Annotated in this window: 17 protein-coding genes; 8 read left to right on the top strand and 9 right to left on the bottom strand. The window is 66.9% G+C overall.

The genetic code is table 11. The features are described from left to right. Positions 1–49: 49 nt before the first annotated feature. The 4 genes from PGN37_RS06435 to PGN37_RS06420 all read right to left on the bottom strand — a co-directional run bounded on the left by PGN37_RS06435 (position 50) and on the right by PGN37_RS06420 (position 3,898). Positions 50–1,312, bottom strand: coding sequence for a L,D-transpeptidase (locus PGN37_RS06435; RefSeq protein ID WP_335330195.1), 1,263 nt, complete (start codon positions 1,310–1,312; stop codon positions 50–52). A 94-nt stretch (positions 1,313–1,406) separates the two neighbouring features. Next, a complete protein-coding gene (locus PGN37_RS06430) occupies positions 1,407–2,099 on the bottom strand; it encodes a DsbA family protein (protein ID WP_335330194.1) in 693 nt (230 codons plus the stop codon). An 83-nt stretch (positions 2,100–2,182) separates the two neighbouring features. Next, positions 2,183–3,010: a serine hydrolase gene (locus PGN37_RS06425; protein ID WP_335330193.1), complete on the bottom strand. Its 828-nt coding sequence runs from the start codon at positions 3,008–3,010 to the stop codon at positions 2,183–2,185. A 132-nt stretch (positions 3,011–3,142) separates the two neighbouring features. Continuing rightward, positions 3,143–3,898: a ribonuclease T2 family protein gene (locus PGN37_RS06420; RefSeq protein ID WP_335330192.1), complete on the bottom strand. Its 756-nt coding sequence runs from the start codon at positions 3,896–3,898 to the stop codon at positions 3,143–3,145. Between the two features lie 59 nt (positions 3,899–3,957). Here PGN37_RS06420 and PGN37_RS06415 point away from each other — a divergent pair, with 59 nt between their 5' ends. The 3 genes from PGN37_RS06415 to PGN37_RS06405 all read left to right on the top strand — a co-directional run bounded on the left by PGN37_RS06415 (position 3,958) and on the right by PGN37_RS06405 (position 8,104). Further along, positions 3,958–6,024 (top strand): hypothetical protein, encoded by a 2,067-nt coding sequence (locus tag PGN37_RS06415; protein WP_335330191.1) that lies wholly within the window; start codon positions 3,958–3,960, stop codon positions 6,022–6,024. Then, positions 6,014–7,345: a hypothetical protein gene (locus PGN37_RS06410; RefSeq protein WP_335330190.1), complete on the top strand. Its 1,332-nt coding sequence runs from the start codon at positions 6,014–6,016 to the stop codon at positions 7,343–7,345. The genes PGN37_RS06415 and PGN37_RS06410 overlap by 11 nt, the downstream gene beginning before the upstream one ends. Positions 7,346–7,486: 141 nt before the next feature. Beyond that, the gene (locus PGN37_RS06405) at positions 7,487–8,104 is read left to right on the top strand and encodes a flavin reductase family protein (RefSeq protein ID WP_442932872.1); all 618 of its coding nucleotides are present in this window, start codon (positions 7,487–7,489) and stop codon (positions 8,102–8,104) included. An 8-nt stretch (positions 8,105–8,112) separates the two neighbouring features. Here the strand turns inward: PGN37_RS06405 and PGN37_RS06400 are convergent, their stop codons facing one another. Then, positions 8,113–10,092: a DUF7064 domain-containing protein gene (locus PGN37_RS06400; RefSeq protein WP_335330188.1), complete on the bottom strand. Its 1,980-nt coding sequence runs from the start codon at positions 10,090–10,092 to the stop codon at positions 8,113–8,115. 170 nt (positions 10,093–10,262) lie between these two features. Here PGN37_RS06400 and PGN37_RS06395 point away from each other — a divergent pair, with 170 nt between their 5' ends. Next, the gene (locus PGN37_RS06395; protein ID WP_335330187.1) at positions 10,263–11,252 is read left to right on the top strand and encodes an SDR family NAD(P)-dependent oxidoreductase; all 990 of its coding nucleotides are present in this window, start codon (positions 10,263–10,265) and stop codon (positions 11,250–11,252) included. On the opposite strand, the gene PGN37_RS06390 is transcribed toward PGN37_RS06395, so the two are convergent. Beyond that, positions 11,234–11,836 carry a TetR/AcrR family transcriptional regulator gene (locus PGN37_RS06390; RefSeq protein WP_335330186.1) on the bottom strand — a complete coding sequence of 201 codons (603 nt, stop codon included), beginning with the start codon at positions 11,834–11,836 and terminating at the stop codon, positions 11,234–11,236. The genes PGN37_RS06395 and PGN37_RS06390 overlap by 19 nt on opposite strands. A 73-nt stretch (positions 11,837–11,909) precedes the next feature. Here PGN37_RS06390 and PGN37_RS06385 point away from each other — a divergent pair, with 73 nt between their 5' ends. Continuing rightward, positions 11,910–14,153: a molybdopterin-dependent oxidoreductase gene (locus PGN37_RS06385; RefSeq protein ID WP_335330185.1), complete on the top strand. Its 2,244-nt coding sequence runs from the start codon at positions 11,910–11,912 to the stop codon at positions 14,151–14,153. Here the strand turns inward: PGN37_RS06385 and PGN37_RS06380 are convergent. After that, the gene (locus tag PGN37_RS06380; RefSeq protein ID WP_335330184.1) at positions 14,137–14,964 is read right to left on the bottom strand and encodes a peptidoglycan recognition protein family protein; all 828 of its coding nucleotides are present in this window, start codon (positions 14,962–14,964) and stop codon (positions 14,137–14,139) included. The two genes, PGN37_RS06385 and PGN37_RS06380, sit on opposite strands and share 17 nt — an antisense overlap. 88 nt (positions 14,965–15,052) lie before the next feature. Between PGN37_RS06380 and PGN37_RS06375 the strand changes: the two genes are divergently transcribed. Both PGN37_RS06375 and PGN37_RS06370 read left to right on the top strand, forming a co-directional pair. Further along, positions 15,053–15,532, top strand: a complete 480-nt coding sequence (locus PGN37_RS06375) for an SRPBCC family protein (protein WP_335330183.1) — start codon at positions 15,053–15,055, stop codon at positions 15,530–15,532. Then, a complete protein-coding gene (locus PGN37_RS06370; protein ID WP_335330182.1) occupies positions 15,522–17,129 on the top strand; it encodes a phytoene desaturase family protein in 1,608 nt (535 codons plus the stop codon). Before PGN37_RS06375 ends, PGN37_RS06370 begins: the two co-directional genes overlap by 11 nt. Before the next feature lie 80 nt (positions 17,130–17,209). Here PGN37_RS06370 and PGN37_RS06365 read toward each other — a convergent pair whose 3' ends face one another. Further along, entirely contained in the window at positions 17,210–17,470 is a 261-nt protein-coding gene (locus PGN37_RS06365) for a hypothetical protein (protein WP_335330330.1), read from the bottom strand. 344 nt (positions 17,471–17,814) lie between these two features. Continuing rightward, the gene (locus PGN37_RS06360) at positions 17,815–18,726 is read right to left on the bottom strand and encodes a manganese catalase family protein (protein WP_241207531.1); all 912 of its coding nucleotides are present in this window, start codon (positions 18,724–18,726) and stop codon (positions 17,815–17,817) included. Between the two features lie 188 nt (positions 18,727–18,914). Between PGN37_RS06360 and PGN37_RS06355 the strand changes: the two genes are divergently transcribed. Further along, the gene (locus PGN37_RS06355) at positions 18,915–19,421 is read left to right on the top strand and encodes a GAF domain-containing protein (RefSeq protein ID WP_335330181.1); all 507 of its coding nucleotides are present in this window, start codon (positions 18,915–18,917) and stop codon (positions 19,419–19,421) included. The last annotated feature ends 10 nt before the right edge of the window (positions 19,422–19,431 follow it).

Raw genomic sequence — 19,431 nt, 5'->3', positions numbered from 1 at the left:
GTGTGCGTTTCCGCTCATGGTAGCGGTGGGTGCCGCAACGCATCACCGTTCAGGATCGCAGAGCGCTACCGGCGACCCACTGCGACCACGGCACGCTCCAGTCGCCGTTCTGCCACTGCTCCAGCGGTGCACCGCCCGTGTTCCGGACTTCGACCACATCACCGGGTCGGGACAATTCGTAGAACCATCTCGCGTTGTCGAGACTCAGATTGAGACAGCCTGCGGAGACATTGGTGTTCCCTTGGGCCCACACAGTGGCCTCACGCTCGTGGAGATAGATGCCGTCAGGACTGATGCGGACGGCGTACGGGACGCTGATCTTGTACCCCGACGGCGAGTCGATCGGCAGTCCGTAGGTGGACGAGTCCATCAAGACCGGATTCTGCTTGTCCATCACGGTGTACACGCCGGGCTGCGTCCAGAACGCGATGGTCTTGCCGCCGACCGTTTCTGTTCCTCCGCGCCCCATCGAGGTGGGCATCATGCGCAGCAGCGTCCCGTCTTCGTACACGCTCACCTGCTTGGTCGCGTCGTCGGCGATCGTGACCCTGGATTCTCCGATGGAGAATCGGACCGTGCGGTCTGCCTCGCCGAAAGTTCCACCGCCGAGGTCGATTCCGTACAGTGAAGCGTCGACGGACACGCGGGTGCCGGCCGGGTAGTACTGCTGAGGCCGCCAATGAGCCTTGCGATCGGTGATCCAGTTCCATGCCCCCTCCACCTTCGGAGAGGTCGTCACCGTCAGACTCCGTTCAGCGGCGCCGCGATCCACGATCGGCCGGTCGAACGCGGCGACGATGACGGTTCCGACGCCGTAGGTTCCTCCATCGGCCAGCCGTGCACCGGACGTGCTCCCCACCGTGACAGCGGCCTGGTGACGGGGCACGACGGTCGAGAACCGCGATTCCGCAGTCGCGGTGCGATCGTCAGTGCCGCGGCCGGTGGCGACGATCGAGTAGGTCCGGCCGTATCCGAGCTTCTCCGTGGGCTCCCACCCGCTGCCTTCGCCGACGATTCGCCCGGCGATCGGGCGGCCACTTTCGTTGTGCATGCGCACGTCGGTCAGTTTTCCTGACGTGGCAGTCACTTTCACCGCCCCGACGACTCCGATGTTCAGTGCACCCGGCCGCGGCGAGATGGCGATCGAGATGGGCATCGAGGTGGTGACCGACGGCTGGCGTTCGCTCGTCTCGGCCGATTGCCCGGACCCGGCGGCACCACGCGTCGCGGAACTCTGGGACACCGTGACGAGCACGGCCGCGGCGAGCGCGAGGCTCGTGGCAACGATCCCACCTCTGTATCGCAACTGCATCCCACGCATCCGTCGTGTCGGTCAACGCTTTTCACCTACGTACCCGAATAGTAGATGTTCACACCCGGGACTTCGACCCGACAGCTCGGCGGGGTCAGGCCGCGAGTGCTTTGTCCAGCGCGTCGGTGAGGTCCTGATAGCTCCTCGGTTGAATACGGGTGCCGTCGACGAAGAACGACGGTGTGCCGACAACGCCGAGCGCCTTTCCGTCAGCGACGTCGAGCTGGACACGAGCGGTTGTCGCTGGATCGCTGTAGACAGCGTCGTAGGCGGTCATGTCGAGACCCATGTCGGAGGCGAAACCCCGGAACACCGCATCGGCGGGAACGCGCTGCTCGCCCCAACTCTGCTGGGTCTCGTACATCTTCTTGTACATGTCCTCGAGTTTGCCCTGCTGCGCAGCAGCTTCCACCGCTCGAGCGGCCCGCTCGGAGTTGACGTGCCCCGGCAGCGGAAAGTACCGAATGACGAAGTTCACCCGGTCTCCGTAGTCACTACGTAGCTGTTCGACCACCGGGAACAGTGCCCGGCATCCCTCGCACTCGAAATCGAGGAACTCGACGAACGTCACGTCGCTGTCGGGAACGGTGTTGAGTCGTCGACTGCTCTCGCGAACCACTTCTCCGGGAGGAGCGGAATCGCCCGGCAGCGAGTCGACTGCAACCTGACTTTGTGCATCCACCCGACCCGGCGCCGGTGAACTCCGTACGTTCAGCACGACGATCCCGACGACGGCGATCACGACAACGACGATGCCGGTGAGCCACCACCGCGTCCTCTGCTGCATCGACGTCGTCGCCTTTCGCTCAATCTACTATCTCACTTAGTAGATTACAGGACGCGACGACGTGACCCCGTCGACCGAGCCAGCTAGATCGCCCCGAGAAGGATCTGGCTGAGACGGGTCGTGGTCTCCACTCCGTCGTCGTAGCCGCCCTCGTCCGCGAGGTTGTTCATGATCGCCAGGGTGTAGCGCTGTTGCGGCCCGGCGAAACCGACGGAGTTGACCACCCAGCCACCCGCCTCAGAGGACCAGCCGTTCTTGCTGCCGGGCGTCATGTCCGCACCGGCTCCCCACACTCCCCAGCGCTGGTCATCGACGACTCGCTGCATCTCGGCGACGACCGCGGCGGTGTTGGTCGGACTCAGTCGTGTGAGAACGACATTCATGATCGCGTCGAAGTCGTCCGCGGTGGCTTTCTGGAAGCCCCAGTAGGGATAGACATCGCTGAAACCGGCCTGCGGCTGCACGGTAGACATGCCGTACCGGACGAAGTCGGCGTTGAACACGCCAGACGGACCTCCGTAGCGAGACCACAGCGCGTCGGCGGCCGCGTTGTCGGAGCGGCGCAGCATGTCGGTCATCTGTTGCCTGTCGGTCGCGGTCAGCCGTACTGCGCCGGATTCCTCACGTAAGAGCAGATCGGCCACCATCGCCAGCTTGATCGTCGAGGCGGTCCAGATGGGCGTTGCCGCATCGGCATTGCGATACCGGGCGCCGGTGAGTCGGTCTCGAAGCACGAACCCGGTCGTTCCGGGCCGCCCTGCGAGATACCGCTGCGCATTCTCGAAGCGACTCGCGAGTTCGCATCCCTGGTCGGCCGGGGCGCAGGAACTCACGGCCGCGGGCTCAGCGTGCACCGAGGACCCCAGTACGACGGCGAGGAGGAGCACGGTCGGAGCCAGCAGTAGCTGCATCGTCGCGCGCACAGTACGGAACGCACAGCGCTGAGTCCGACCGATTGCCATCACGTCTCCTACTATTCGGCTACGGAGAAATGTGTAGCACGAGCGGGGACACCGACGGCTGAAGCTGTCGTGACGCAGCGATCAGGCAGGCACGCTGCCGTGCCGACACTGTGCCGGTATCGGTGGTGCCGCCTGCAGGAGCTCCGACAACGACCGCACCCGATCGCCGTCGCGCAGTGCGACCACGGGCGGTAACGACAGCCGGACCTCGACGACAAGCGACCCCGTACCGGTGGCTTTGCGGCAGCCGAGCCCCACCCGCCCGCCCGCACCGATACCGAGTTCCTCGTCGACGCGGTCGCGAAGTGCGTTGAGGGTCAACCGAGCTCCCGCCGCATCGCGGAATATCGGATCGAACGCCGAGCGAGCTTCCCGGGTCAGTGCGGTGGCGTCGCCGAAATAGCTGTCCGGAGAGACACCCGAGCACGTGCCGTGCGTGTACCACTCGTGTCGGCTCAGCGATGCGGAGTTCACCGTCGTCGCCGCCAGATCCTGACTGACCGCGCGATCGAGGTCGACGCGCGGCAACGCCGTCTCCTCGACGTCGGGCGCGAGGCCGCAATATCGTCGGTCCGGCGGCTGGGGCCACAAGCCGTGCAGCAGCATCGTCTGACCCGCGCGCTGCGCGTCTCCCGATGTGCATCCCGGATTGGTGGGTTCGGTGACGCAGAAGCTGGGCGCCCAGGTCAGCACCAGCCAGCTCGAGGAGTCGTCGGTCACCATCGCCGACGGATCGGGCTTTGCGTCGAGGGCGACGACGCTGTACGTGATGGCGGCGACCACGATCGCCACCAGCGCAGCTGAAATCGACATTACGGCGACGTCGCCTCGCGCCATGGTGCACCCTTCTACAGGGCAAGCCTCCCACAGCAGCGTGCCGACAGGAGGACTTCCGGGTGAACGACATCGACCGGTGGTTCGAGCGGACGGGACGCGAGGACCACCGCACGGTGTCGCTGTATGCGTGCTTGCTGACCGGAAAGATGTTGAGCTACTTCTGGTATCGCCTGCGCTATGCCCTTCTCGTGGACGGCATCACGTTCGTCGTCCACGTCGCCGAGTTCCTGATCATCCTTACGAGTCTGGGAGGACTCGCCGCGTTCACGGTGATGATTCTGCGGGTGGGCAGCCTCATCGTCAGCGGTGCGTGGTGGGGACTTCTCGAGATCATGCGAGAACGGCTGCGTGCATTCTCGGTGTCTGGTGATCGCGAGGCCGTCGCCACCGAGATCGGCTCGTGGTTGCGGTTGTCCTACCTCACGGCGGGCGTTGTGACTGTCGCCGGTTCGACCGCGCTGCTGGCATTGGCTCCACCTGGAGACGACCCCCTGGGGCGCCTCTACGCATTTCTGGTGTTGATCGAGCTGGCAGCACGAATTCCGTTGCGAGTGCTGCACTCCGGGATGTTCGCCACTCAACGGATCTTTCGCCCGCCGTGGACGCTCTTCGCGCCGGCCGTCGCGCAGGTCAGCGTTCTCGGCATCGGCGCGCTGTTCTACCCGACCGCCGCAGTGATCATCGCGATCGTCGTATCGAATGCGATCTCGATCTGGATCACAGTGCACTACACGCTGCGCTTGTACCGACTCAACGGACTGACTCCTCGGTGGCGCCCACGGCATCAACGCCTTCCGGCATTGCCCTTGCGGCAGGCGGTCGAGGCGACACTCGCTGGTCTCGGGTTGCGCCTGGACGCCGTAGCCGTGCTGGCGATCGCCGGCATCTACGGCACCAGCACTCGTTCCTACGATCTGACGGCCGGGTTCGAGGCATGGCGTGACATCGACGCCTTCCAGTTCTTCTACCTGGTGTTGCCGCTGCTGCGGGGTGCCTACGAAACCACCGCCGTGTTCTATTTCGATTTCGTACGGCTACGGCGCATCCCAGCACTTCGGGAGTACCGCGTGTGGTTCTTCCATCGGCTGCTGTGGGTCACCCCATTGGTCACCGTCTACTTCTGGGCGCTTGCCGTCGGTCTCGGGGTCTTCGTCCTGCCCGATGTACCGCTCACCTTCCTGATCGCCCTTCTCCCATTGTTCCTCGCCCGCAGCTTCATCGGCACCTATCAGATCCGATTGTTCGCCGAGGGCCGGTTCCGTGCGCTCAACGCGACGATCGTCTTCTCTGGTCTGTTGTTCGTGCTGGTGTGGATCGACGTCAACCCCGCATCCGATCTCGTGGAACTCACTGCGGCGATGCTCGTCCTGCTCGTCGTCCACATCAACGTGCAACACCTGCAGGACCGGTCTCCCCCGCCGTCGAGCCAACTGCCCCTGGGGGATTGGCTGCGCGCCATCGCGCAGGAACCCGGCCCCGTGCGGGCCGGGACGGTCTCGGTTCCCGAATGGATCCCGGCCCGGCAACGCAGAGCTGCCGTCGACATGTTGCGACAGGCGTTGCACGGCCGGGGTTTTCTGGCCTTCACGTCTGCGACATCAGTGATCTTCTACGAGCGCGGACCAGAAGATCAGCCGCGCCTGCACCTGTGGCTCCAGGACGTCACCGGTGGGGCAGTGCACCGCGGACGGTGTTGGAGCGACTGCGCGGACAACGGTCGCGCAGCGCTGCACCGCGTCGTCGACGACACATGGTTGGCCGGTCTGACCGGCGTGCCGCAGCCGCCGACGAATCCGCGCACGTTGACACCGGAATTCCTGTCCAGGTTCCCAGCTGGTATCGCAGCCGACGTAGGCACCCGCAGTGGTCGGCAGGAGCTGCGAAGGCTCGACGACGATCTGCTGGCAATGACCTTGCCCGCGGCGGTGCGCAGCCTCGATGACGACGCGCTGGTGGTTTCTGTTGCGCACCGGTGGCTTTCGCCCATCTTCCACCACAACAGGGTGCGGATGGTTTTCGTTCTCCCGCCCGACCCGGAACCCGAGCAGTTCCGTGGGTGGCTGCAGACACTGCGGAAATGGCGTCTGGGCGAGTGGCCCGAAGGTGGTGTCGACCGTGTCTCTTGAACCCGTCGACATCGAGCGGCGGCTCATCGATCCGACGACCTACGACGAGACCATTCTGCGGATCTACACCAAGCGTGCCGAGCGCGGTCTCGGTCACGCAGAGTTCCACCCGCACATCACTTACTTCACGGCCGCCGCCGACCGCCGCGCCCTGGCCCGTGCCATCGCCTCCAGCATCGCCGACGCCACCTACCGACCCCAACCCGTCGATCAATGGTTCTTGGAGACCGGTGGGAAGCGTCGCACCGCACACACGGCAGCGTTCGTCGACCACGTCGTGGGCTCCGCGTTGTTCCGACTGTTGTCGCACAATGCCCGCTGCCGCGGGTTGCCCGGCGTGTACTCCTACCTCCCCGGCCTGACCAATCTCTCCGCGATGCGCGCGTTCGCCGCGTTCGTGCGGGAGCATCGCCGCCGGGGAGGACCTCGCGGTACGCTGCTCTACGTACTCCAGTCGGACTTCGAGAAGTATGGAGACAACCTTCCTGTCGGCCCCGACGCCGCACTGTGGAGCATGGTGCGTGAGGTCGCCTCGCTGGGCACACCTTCGGGCCAGATCGGCTGCGCTGCATGGAATCTGATCACCTCGCTGGTCCGACCAGTCGTGCGCGGTGAGGACGGCTCGGAATTCACTCGACTCAACGGTGTGGCGATGGGCACGCCACTGGTTCCTGTACTCGGCAATCTTGCTGTGGTGCCCATGGACGAGGCGATCACCGACATCGACGGTGTGTTCTACGCCCGTTACAACGATGACTTCCTGGTCGCGCATCCCGACCTGAGTGCTGTTCACGAGGCGGACCGACGCATCGACGTGCTCGTCGGCCAGCTCGGAGTCAAGAGAAAGATCTCGAAAGATCTGCGGACTGCACTCAGTGGCCACGGCCAGCCCTGCCAGGTCGACCCCGCGTACCGCGGTCGTGATCGCATCGACTGCCTGGGGATGTCGGTGCTCTTCGACGGCACGGTGGCGTTGGGGCCTCACCGGCTCGGGCGTCTGGTGGCCCGGATCGCCGCCCGAATCGACGGAGCCGCAGCCACACTCGCGGACGAGACCCCCGATCGACGCATCCACCACCTGATCGTGGCGACCAACGTCATGCTCGATGTCACCAATCCGTTTGCCGTCGCCGGTGTGTCGGCATTACTCGACGCGACCACCGACAGAGGCTCGCTCAAGGATCTGGACTACCGGGTTGCGCGCAAGATCGTGCAGGCCGGCACTCGGACCTCAGGTGTTCGTGGCTTCCGGCAATTCCCGCCCGCGGCGCTCTACGACATGGGGCTCGTGTCACTGGTGAAGTTGCGCAACGCGCGATGACTCGTGGTGTTAGCGTGAGTCCGCGCGGATCCTGCACGTAGTGCGGTCACAGCGAGAGACCACAGAGGTTGCGGCTTTCGGTCTCTCTTTTTCGGCGTTTTCTCCCGCGCACCCACTCTGTGATTGACTGCCCCGATGGCAATGTCCGATGCGCATTTCTACCGCCCCGCAGACGGCACCGGGCTCCCCCACGATCCGTTCAACGCCATCATCGGGCCGCGTCCGATCGGCTGGATCTCCACCGTGAGCGCAAAGGGCGCACCGAACCTGGCCCCCTACAGCTTCTTCAACGGATTCAACTACTACCCGCCGGTGATCGGCTTCGCCTCGATCGGGTGGAAGGACAGCGTCGCCAACATCGAGGCCACCGGCGAGTTCGTGTGGAACCTCGCTTGCCGCCCGGTCGCCGAGGCGATGAACGAGACCGCGGCGAGCGCAGACCCCGACGTCGACGAGTTCACCCTGGGCGGCCTCACCCCCGTGGACTCCGTCGAGGTCAAGCCATCACGGGTTCTCGAGAGCCCCGTTAATTTCGAATGCGTTCTGACGCAACTCATTCAGCTTCACGACCGGGACAGCTCGCCGGTAGACACGTGGCTGGTGCTGGGCCAGGTCGTCGCCGTCCACATCGACCGGCAGTACCTGGTGGACGGCGTCTACGACACCGCAGCAGCGCGCCCCATCCTGCGTGCCGGCGGACCGGCGACCTACTTCGACGTGCTGCCAGAGGCGCGGTTCGAGATGAACCGCCCCAGCTGAGGAGATCGTCAGCCCTGGCTGCGATTCCATTCGATCCACCCGGTCCCGGTGCGACCGTCATCAGTGGTGACCGTGGCCCAGGACCGCGGGAATCGACTGAGCCGACCGTCGGGAGAGGTCAGCAGCACCGGAGCATGACCCACGGTCGTGATCGTCGCGGTGAGGCCGTCGTAATCGACCACAGCCGAAACGGGACGCTCACCGTCCCAGACAGTCTCGCGCGCTTCGACTTTGGTCAGCTCGACCAGTGATTCACCACCGCGTTGGCAGTACCCCACCGACAGCGCGGGTGCACCGGGGATACGGATGTCCACACCGTGCAGATGCGTCCCGTCGTCGAGATGGAGCGCACTCCACACCCAGTCCATCCCCCACCAGTCCCGCGACGCCCAGGAATGGTCGCGCTGCCCGGCGATGTCGGCGATGGCGTAGGTGTGCCCGTCGGCCGTGACCGTGCCCGAGACCCGGCACGGGATTTCGTAACGTGGCGACACCCGGTACTGGAAGGGCGTCCCGTCGCTCGTCCACTCGAGGTCCACGGCGACATCGACGGGCCTGCCCGCCTCGCCGCGCAGCAGCGCGCCCGGATCGTCATGAGCCTCCCCCCGGCCGCGCAGGGTCACGGAGAAGCGGACGAGCGGTTCGGCGACCTCCATGGTGAACTCGGCACCATCGGCAGCCACCACGGTGTGGTCGTCGGGCAACGGTGCCTCGAAGTCCAGCACCGCCACAGTCGGACGGCCCGGGCCGCACAGCAGACCGTTCACCCACGCGTGGCCCTGATTGGGGATGAGACCGAGCCGGAACCAGCCGCCGACCTCCTGGGCCGCGTCGACGAAGTCGAAGTACCAGCTCTCACTCCACAGCGGCTCGTCGGTCGGCGTGTGCCGTCCCTCGTCGGACGTGTTCGGCTGCAACGGTTCTGGCGTGGACGGCGGCGGGAGCAGCGACAGCGCATCGGTGTCGAGGACATGCTGGCAGTGCCGCGCGATCATCGCCATGAACATCTCGTCACCCCGAGCGGTCCGCTCCACCAGCATCGGTGACACGATGGCCATCAGAACCCCGAAGAAGCTCTGCCGCCGCACCCCCTCGCGCACTTCGTCCACAGAAACACCGGCAGAGCCGCCGAGGGCATCGTGATAGGTCGCGAGCAACTCGTCGTACCGGGCGCGCCTCTCGTCGATGGGCAGAGCGCACCCGAGGAAGTAGGCCACATCGGTGAACGCCGGGCCCCACGTCACCGTCTGCCAATCGACGACGGTCAACGGTCGGTCGGCACCCGGTTGGCCGAACAACATGTTGTCCAACCGAAAGTCGCCGTGTACCAGGCCGCGCCGACCGTTCTCGGCCTCTGCTGCCGTGTACGCGTCGAATGCACCCACGAACTGCTCGCACACTGCGCGATGCTCAGGCGACACCTGGTCGGAGTAGCGGTCGATGAAGCCGGCGTACAGCGCACTGATCAGTCCCTGGTTGACCGGCGACTCCCGGTTGAGCCACGCCGCGTCGGCCAGCGCCTCGTCGCCCAGCAGCGGAGCGTGCACCCGGCCGAGTTGCTGCATCGCCAGGTCCGCTTGATCGCGGGTGGCCCCGCGGATCTCGTCACCCACAGTCGCGGGAGCGGCGTCGTCGAGCAGCAGATCGAAGGCCCCCGTCGCGCTGTCGTACGCCGCGTGATGACAGGGCGCGACCGGACCACCGAGACCCGGTGCAACGTCGGTGTAGAAACGGACCTCACGCTCGTAGAGCCCCATCGCCAGACCGGTCTGGCGGCTACTCGGATCGGCCGCGGCCACCTTCAGGACCACCGATGCCGGACCCTCGCCTGCAGACGCGTACTGCACGTCCACCCGGTAGCACTCGCTCATCTGTCCGGTGCCGATGCGGGTGACCGAGAAGCTCGACACGTCGCGCTCGAGTGCGGCGCTGAGCCATTCGACGGTCAGGTCGGCGGGGCTTTCCAGGAGCGGTTGCGGCGTGGACACCCGGTCAACGTATAGCAGCAGGGTCGCCGCGAAGGACACATCCGACAAACCAATTGACGGCCGTCAACTCCGCTACGGGCGGTGTGGCAACCTGATCATGATCAGGCGCTCCCACCTGGGGCGCGCGGACGGAAAACGGGTATAGGGCGCGTCGTGGAATCGGAGGGCACATGAAAGTACTGATCACCGGCGGCACCGGCTTCGTCGGCGCGTGGACCGCGAAGGCCGCGCAGGACGCCGGACACCAGGTGCGCTTCCTGGTCCGCAACGCCGGCAGGCTGGCCACCAGCGCGGCGAAGATCGGCGTGGACATCGACGACCACGTGCTCGGCGACATCGCCGACAGCGAGAGCACGGAAGCCGCGCTCGAGGGCTGCGACGCCGTGATCCACTGCGCGGCCATGGTGTCGACCGATCCGAGCCGGGCCGACGAGATGCTGCACACCAACCTCGAGGGCGCGCGCAACGTCCTCGGTGGCGCCGCGGCCGCCGGAATCGACCCGATCGTGCACGTCTCGAGCTTCACGGCACTGTTCCGCCCCGACCTCGACGTGTTGCACGCCGACCTACCGGTGGTGGGCGGCAGCGACGGCTACGGCCGCTCCAAGGCCGCCGTGGAGGCGTACGCGCGTGGCCTGCAGGACGGCGGCGCGCCGGTGAACATCACCTACCCCGGCATGGTGCTCGGTCCGCCCGCGGGCGATCAGTTCGGCGAGGCGGCCGAAGGCGTGGAAGCCTCGGCCAAGATGCATGCGGTGCCCGGCCGTGGGGCCGGCTGGATCGTCATCGACGTGCGCGACCTGGCCGACCTGCATGTCGCGCTCCTCGAGCCGGGTCGCGGGCCACGGCGCTACATGGCGGGCGGTCAGCGTGTGTCGGTGGATCAGCTGGCGCAGATGATCGGTCGCGCCACCAACCGCACACTCGCCGTCGTCCCGGTGCCCGATGTGGCGCTGCGCAGCGCCGGCCGCGTCTTCGACCTCGTGGGTCCGTTCCTTCCGTTCGAGACGCCGATCAATTCCGCAGCCATGCAGTACTACACACAGATGCCGGCCTCCGACGACGCGCCGAGCACGCGCGACTTCGGGCTGCACTGGCGCGATCCGGCCGAGACGATCGCCGACACCGCCGAAGGTCTCCGTCAGGTCGGGCGGCTCTGAGGGGAGTGGAGCACCCCGCCGAGCACCAGGTCCGCCAGCTTCGCGGCCGCATCGTCGAGGTCGGTCACCTTGCGCACACATACCGCGTACCACGCTGCCCCGGCGATGATGTCCATGACGGTATCGGCGTCGACGCCGGGTCGAGCGGCGTCGGAGCGCGCCAGGTGTTCGGCGAGGTTGCGGCGCGCCGCAGCTTCCAGCCGGTCGTTGATCAGTCTGCGCATCGCCGGTTCCAGCCGCAGACCCTGAAGTAGTCCCGGAATCGCCTCGCGCACAACAGGATCGGCGTACATGGCCAATGCACCTCGGCACAGGCGGGTGATCTCCGCCGCCAGGTCGTCCTCCTGGGGTGCCGCGCCGAGATCCGGGAACGCCGCCTCGTGGATGAGGTGCGCCTTGGTGCGCCAGCGGCGGTAGATGGCCGGCCGGCTCACCTTGGCGGTCGCAGCGATCAGGTCGATGGACGTCGCCGCGTAACCCCGCGTCACCAACAGGGCGCGGGCGGCCTCGAGGACGGACACATCGATCGCCGGGTCGCGGCGCGACCCGTTGCGTCGCCGTGCGCTCGGTGCCGCTCTGTCCACCGCAGATCCATCCACGAAAGCTCACCCCCATCCGCCGATTGTCGATACAGTGTGTCACGACACAGGGGGTTCGATGACGGACACTGACCAACTGGCGGGCATCGGCGAAGACGGACTTCACCTCTACACGTGTCCACTGTGTGAAGCCATGTGCGGCTTGCAGATTCGGGTCAACGAGGGCCGCGTGAGCGACATCCGGCCCAATCGGGACGACGTATGGAGCCACGGCCACATCTGCCCCAAGGGTGCCTCCCTGGGCGCGGTGCACGACGATCCCGACCGGATCCGGACGCCGATGATCAAAATCGACGGGCAATGGCGCGAGGTGGACTGGCACACCGCGTTCGCACGGTGCACCGAACTGCTGGCGCCCGTCATCGCCGAACACGGGATCGCTGCCGTCACCGCCTACACCGGCAACCCGCTTGCCCATTCGTTCTCGCTGGCGCGCTACGCAGGAGTGCTTCTCGGACTCTCGGGAATGCCCCTGACCTACTCGCCCGGCACGGTCGATCAATGGCCGAAAAACCTGTCGTCGCATCTGATGTACGGCGGCTGGTGGACGTTCCCCGTACCCGACATCGAGCGCACCGACCTCCTCGTCGTCATGGGCGCCAATCCTGCTGCGTCACAGGGTTCGTTGCTCGCAGCGCCCGACGTCATGGGTCTCATCGAGGGTGTCCGCCGTCGCGGCAGCGTGATCGTCGTCGACCCCGTCCGCACCCGAACCGCCGAGCGCGCCGACGAATGGCTTCCCATCACCCCGGGCACCGACGCCGCGCTGCTCCTCGCCGTGGTGCACACGTTGTTCGCCGACGATCTGGTGACACTCGGGGCGCTGGAACCGCACCTGGGCGGGGTCGAGACGCTGCGCTCCCTCGCCGCGGACTGGCCGCCCGAACGTGTGTCCGCGGTGACCGGCATCAGCGCCGACCGCATCCGCGAGCTGGCTCGGCAACTGAGCAGCACACCTCGCGCAGTCGTGTACGGCCGCATCGGGACCTGCAACCAGGAGTTCGGCAGCCTGGCGAGCTGGCTCGTCGACGTCGTCAACATCCTCACCGGACACTTCGACACCCCGGGCGGGGCCATGTTCCCCACCGCGGCGGCCTGGTCGGTGACGGTACAACCCATCCCCGGCCTCGAAGACGGTGCCGCCGAGTTCGGCCGCTTCCGCACACGGGTGCGCGGCGCGAAGGAAGTGCTGGGACAGGTCCCGGTGTCATGTCTGGCCGAGGAGATCGCCACACCCGGCGAGGGCCAGATCAAGGCGCTGATCACCGTCGCCGGGAATCCGGTCCTGTCCACCCCGGCCGGAGACCGCCTCGACGACGCACTCCCCCTGCTCGACGCGATGATCTCGATCGACCTGTGGCTCAACGAGACAACCCGCCACGCCGACGTGATCCTGCCGGGGCCGTCGCCTCTGGAGCAGCCGCACCACGACGACCTCATCCTGCACTTCGCCGTCAACAGCGTCGCCAACTACTCGCCGCCCGTGTTCACCAAACCGGATCCATCGGCACCGGACGAATGGGAGATCCTGATCCGGCTCACCGGCCTTTGCACCGGCACACCTGCCGAGGACGTCGACGTCGGCGCGATCGACGACGGCTTCTTCGACTACCTGTGCTTCACCCAGGGACTCGACGGCGCGACGGTGCGGGCCCACTACGAGCATGGTGGGCCCGAACGCATCCTCGACCTCACCTTGCGTACAGGCCCCTTTGGAGACCGCTACGGCGAGAATCCCGGCGGACTGACCTTGGCGACGCTCAGAGAGCACCCCGACGGGATCAATTTCGGCCCGATGGTGCCGCGCGTCCCGGACATCCTCGGGACCGCCGACAGAAAGATCCGGTTGGCACCGCCCTACCTGACCGACGATCTGCCGCGGCTCGCTCGGCGGCTGAACCGCGCGCCGGCCGGCCTCGTCCTGGTCAGCCGTCGGCACCTGCGCTCCAACAACTCCTGGCTGCACAACGTGGGACCGCTGATGAAGGGCCGCGACCGCTGCACGCTGCTGATCCATTGCGAGGACGCCGACCTGCGGGGGATTGCCGCCGGCGATGTCGTCACCGTCACGTCGTCCGGCGGCAGCATCGACGTGCCCGCCGAGCTCACCGAGGACATCAAACGCGGCGTGGTCTCGATGCCGCACGGCTGGGGCCACGGCAAGACGGGCACCCGTCTGGGCGTGGCCAACAGCTCCCCTGGCGTCAACACCAACGTGCTGTCGCCCGTGGACTTCCTGGACGAACCGTCGGGCAACGGCGCACTCAACGGCATCCCGGTCGAGGTCAGCCGGACACGCTGACCACACGCAGCCGCAGCGCCCGGGCCGTCGCCGGTCCGACGATGCCGTCCACCGCCAGACCTGGTGTGCGGCGCTGGAATTCCCTGACAACGGCTTCGGTATGGGGCCCGAAGACGCCGTCCACCACGAGCTCCCCCGCGTAGCCGGCGTAGGCGGCTTTGAGGCGGCGCTGCAGTTCGGCGACCTGCGGACCGCGAGATCCGCGCTGCAGCAGGATGTCGGCGTACTCGTCGCCGGGCGGCCGCGGGATGGCCGGAGCGTCGGCGATGTCGCGGCGCAGAACCGTCATGTCGATCGCGCCGGGATCCCATTTTCCCTGGGCGCGGCCGGCGTACTCCTTGTGCCCGATGACCCGGTCGGCCGATCGACCCAGCCGACGACAGATCGCCGCGCAGCTCCGCACCAGAGCGACGTACTGAGCGTCGGGCCAGTGCGTGCGATGCGGCGCCGTCGGGCTCGTCCCGCTGTTCGCGCACTCGATGCCGATCATGTGCCGATTCGCGCCATTGACGGGCAACCACGGGTACGAGCCCTCGCCGGCGTGCCAGGAGACCCCCGCCGCCACCACGGTCACGGTGCCGGTGCGCGCGATGTGCAGCGCGGACAGCGGACCGGGCAGATCGGGCCTGCCACGTGCGATGGATTCCGCTGACGCAGCATCCGAGCCTGTGTGGTGCACCATCACGCCGCGGATGTCGGCGAAATCGCCGTGACCGCGGCCGCGCCAGCCCGGGAACTCCGCCACATCGAGGCTTTCGGCGCGCAACACATCGGCGAGCCACAGCGGATCACCGTTCCACACCGCGGGCATTGCCGACACCTCTCCTTCACCGAATGCGGCCCCTATGGAACCAGACGGGGCCACGTTTGGCCGTCGAGGGCGGGGGTAGTTCGACTCGGTGACGACAGAACCCGAGGACATCGAGAGCACGCCGGTCGTCGCGCGTGACACCTCAGCATCCCGCCACGACGTCTGGGACGTGATCGCCGACGGCTGGACCTATTCGCAGTGGGTGGTGGGCAACAGCCGTATGCGCGCCGTCGACGCGACGTGGCCCGCGCCGGGCAGCACCATCCACCACTCCATCGGCGTGTGGCCGCTGGTACTCAACGACAGCACCGTCGTCGAATCCTGTGATCCCGAACGGAAACTCGTCCTGATCGCCAATGGCCGACCGTTCGGCAAGGCGCGGGTCACCCTTCGCCTCAGCGACCTCGATGGCGGCGGTTGCCGCATCGAGATGGCCGAGGTGCCGGTGTCGCCGCCGCTGAACTTGCTGCCCAAGCAGGTGGCGCTGGCCGCTGCGTTCCCCCGCAATCGGGAGACCACATGGCGACTGGCCGCGATGGCCGAGCGCCGCACGCGCGATGACAGCTGAGCTGTCGCGTACCGAGACCGCCGACGCCGTCGTCATCGGCTCGGGGCACAACGGGCTCGTCGCCGCAGCCCTACTCGCCGACGCGGGCTGGGACGTCGTGGTGCTTGAGGCACAGGACGAGCCCGGCGGCGCCGTCAAGAGTGCCGAGCTCACGCCGGGCTTTATCAGCGATCTGTACAGCGCCTTCTATCCCCTGTCGGTCGCTTCGCCCGCGCTCGCTGACCTCGCCCTCGAAGATCACGGCCTGCGGTGGAGCCACGCACCGGCAGTCGTCGGCCACGCGCGCAGCGCAGACGACGACGATGCACCCGTCCTGTATCGCGACATCAACCGCACCGCAGCCGAATTCGAGCGGTTCCATCCCGGCGACGGTGACCGCTGGATCGCGGCCTTCGAGCAGTATCAGCGGATCAAGAAGCCACTGCTCGACACCTTGTTCGCGCCTTTTCCCCCGGTACGCGGGCCTGCCGGGTTGTTGCGGCGACTCGGCACCGCCGACGCCCTGCGCCTGCTGCACCTGCTGCTGCTTCCCGCCGGCGAGATGGCGCGCCAGTTGTTCGACGGGGAGGCCGCCCAGCTCCTGCTGCTGGGCAATGCGATGCACGCCGACGTGCCCGTCGATGCGCCGGCCAGCGGCGTGATGGGCTACCTGCTGCTGATGCTCGCTCAGGACGGCGGTTTTCCGGTGCCGGTGGGCGGTGCCGGTCAGTTGACGGCGGCACTGGTGCGGCGGGCAGAGGCGGCCGGAGCCCGCCTTCACTGCGGACGCGAGGTCGACAGCATCGACGTGCGAGGGCATCGCGCGACCGCAGTGAATCTGGTCGACGGCGGGGTCATTCGATGCCGTCGCGCCGTCATCGCGAACACCTCAGCGCCGCAACTGTATCGGCGCCTGCTTCCGGGCGACGTCCTTCCCGAGGGGCCGCAGCGACACCTGGATCGTTTTGTCTGGGACACCCCGGTCCTGAAGGTCAACTACGCCCTGGATGCCCCCATCCCGTGGCGCTCGCGCAGCCTGGCCGGTGCCGGCACCGTGCACCTGGGCGCTGACCATGACGGTCTGATCCGGTGGATGGCGGACTTGAACACCTCGACCGTGCCGACGCAGCCGTTCCTGTTGTTCGGCCAGATGACGACGGCTGACCCCACGCGCTCCCCCGATGGCACCGAGAGCGCCTGGGCGTACACCCACCTGCCGCGCGGCCGCAGCGACGACGACAGCGCCGAACAGTTGGCCGACGCCGTCGACGCGGTGCTGGAACGTCACGCCCCCGGGTTCAGCGGCCATGTCGTCGGCAAAGTGATCCAGCGGCCCTCGGATCTCGAACGCAGCGACGCGAACCTGCATGCGGGGGCAGTCAACGGCGGGACGTCACAGCTGTTCCAGCAGTTGATCTTTCGTCCACTGCCCGGCCAGGGCGGGCCGACCACGCCGCTGGACAACGTCTTTCTCGGCAGCGCGGGTGCCCCGCCCGGCGGCGGCGTGCACGGAGTCTGCGGTCGCAACGCCGCTCGGGCGGCACTGGCCTCCGACGGCGCGCTGGGGTTGCCGCGCCGTCGGCTCAATCGTGCGGTGAGACGGCTCCTTCTCGGCTGAACGCCCGCTCGCCAGTGAGAAGCCACGGCTGCGACATCGCGGATTTCACGACCAGGAAGCCTATCCCGCGGCGGTTGCGGCTACTCGACGACCGGGAACAGCGAGTCGCCGTCTTCCGGGGTGCCGTCGATCTGTCCGTCGGGTTGGGTAGTTCCGACAGGTGGGGCGTCGCTCGCACCGACATCGGGCACTTCCTCGGCGAGTCGTTGGTCCAGACTCTCACCCTGACGTTGCTCCTCGGCCGACATACCGAACTTGTCTGCCCCACTCCAGCTCTCGGGCGGATCCACCACCTCGTCACCGTCATCGTTGCGGACCTCGTCGGAGTCCGTGCCCTCCATCGGGCTGAGCAGGTCGTCACTGCCGCCCAGATCGTTGGCTGTGGTGTCCGTGGCATCGTCAGTGCTCACCACTGATCTCCTCTCACTGTCGTGTCCCCCAGCCATAGCCGGGGAGCGCACCCTCGAAACCCGTCGGAACTCAGCGCCGACGTCTGCGCCAAGCCTGGCACCGTGACCCCGTCTTCCCACGCGAGATTCTCCACCGAGGAGCTGGCCCACCCACGCAGATCGCAGCGCGCTGCACCCGTACGATCGCGTCGTTGGGATGCTCGATCGCGGGAACGTCTTTGTCCTCCACACGGATCCGATAGGGCCCGCGATAGGTCATGGCACGCACGTCAGCGCTATGTCTTGTCCGGGTCGATGGCGTCCTTGAGCTTGCCCATGACGCCCTTCTCGGTACCGAAGGCGGGCGTGCGCGGTTCGCCCATCGCTCCGTCATACGTGCAGTACAGCTTCGGATCCGGCGGCGGACCCGATTGCAGGTCACCGAGTGGTTGCGGATCGGCGAGGAACTTACCGGTGTGACGACCGTCGGGCAGCGGCCCGTGCGCCCATCGGCCCTTGTCGGCGTCGGCACCGTCCGAGAGGTGCCACAGCGTGGAGGCGTGCTCGTCGAATTCCTCGTCGAACAGGTCGTTGGGTGCCACGACGCCCTCCAAACCGTCGGCCTGCAGTTCCTCGATCGCAGACAGCCACATGTTCTGGTGGTAGGTGTCCCGCGCCAGGTTGAACTTCAGCATTGCCTTCACGCCGGGATCGTCGGTCATGTGCCACAACCTCGCGGTCTGCACCCGACCCTGCGCCTCGGCAGCGACATTGGCGTAGAAGTCGGCCAGCAGATTGCCCGACGCCACAATGAATTTCCCGTTCCACGGCGAGCCCTGGCTGTCCGACAGCGTGGGCGCGCCACCGGACATGATGGCCTGCTGCGGGTCCATGCCGCCCATCACCGCGGCTACCACGGGATCACCCAGCGCGTTCTCGGTGGCATCGGTGGCCGGTGCACCTTCGAGGAGCCGGGCACACATCGTCGCGATCATCTCGACGTGACCGATCTCCTCGGTCGCCACGTCCATGATCAGGTCTTTGTACTTGCCTTTCATGCGACAGTTCCAGCCTTGCATCAGGTACTGCATCGTCACGGTCATCTCGCCGAACGCTCCGCCGAGCAGCTCCTGGAGCTTGCGCGCATATACGGGGTCGGGCTTCTCGGGCTTGACATCGAATTGCAGGTAATCGGTATGACGGAACATCGGGTCGACTCCACATCGCAGAAACAGCAAAGAATTACCGGACGGCGACAGGGCGGCGCTGCACCGGCGGTACGAGCGAGATACCCGTGGCGAGGGGACTAAACCGAATTCCTGCAGTCGATGCCAGACGTTTGCGCGCCAATCGCTCGGGTAGCGGCCCGACAGTGATGTCAACGCGAGGTGGCCCCATGAGAACCGCACTGATGCGTCCACGGACGCCCACGACCGTGCCTGTGCCGTCACCGGTGATGTCGCTGTTGCGGGCTGTGGCTCGCGAAGGCGCGCAGCTCTTTCCCGGCTTCACCGGCTGCGGCATCACGCTGATGGCGACCGACGGTCGCCGAATCACCTCCGTGGGCAGCGACCACGTCGCCGAGCGCCTCACCGCGCTGCACGATGAGCACCCAGACAACCCCAGTGCCAGCGCCTGGGCTCACGGGTGTGTACGGCGGGCCCAATGCTCGGTCACCCGCCTCGCGTGGGCCGGGTGGATGACACACGCCCGTCGGCAGGAGGTCCGCTCCGTCGTGACCGCGCCACTCTGCGTTGCGGATCGCCAGCTGGGGACCATCCTGTTGTATTCGACGACCAGGAACGCGTTCCGCCACGGAGGCGATACGGCACTGTCGGCATTCGCGGAGGCGGTCGCGATCGATATCGACGGATGCCAGAGCCAGCAGAGTCGGACCGGGTGACCGTCGTCGC

Origin of the sequence: Mycobacterium kyogaense (genome assembly GCF_036946525.1) — a bacterium.
GTDB lineage: Bacteria > Actinomycetota > Actinomycetes > Mycobacteriales > Mycobacteriaceae > Mycobacterium > Mycobacterium kyogaense_A.
The sequence above is the reverse complement of the archived record's forward strand: the minus strand, read 5'-3'. Positions and strand labels throughout refer to the sequence as shown.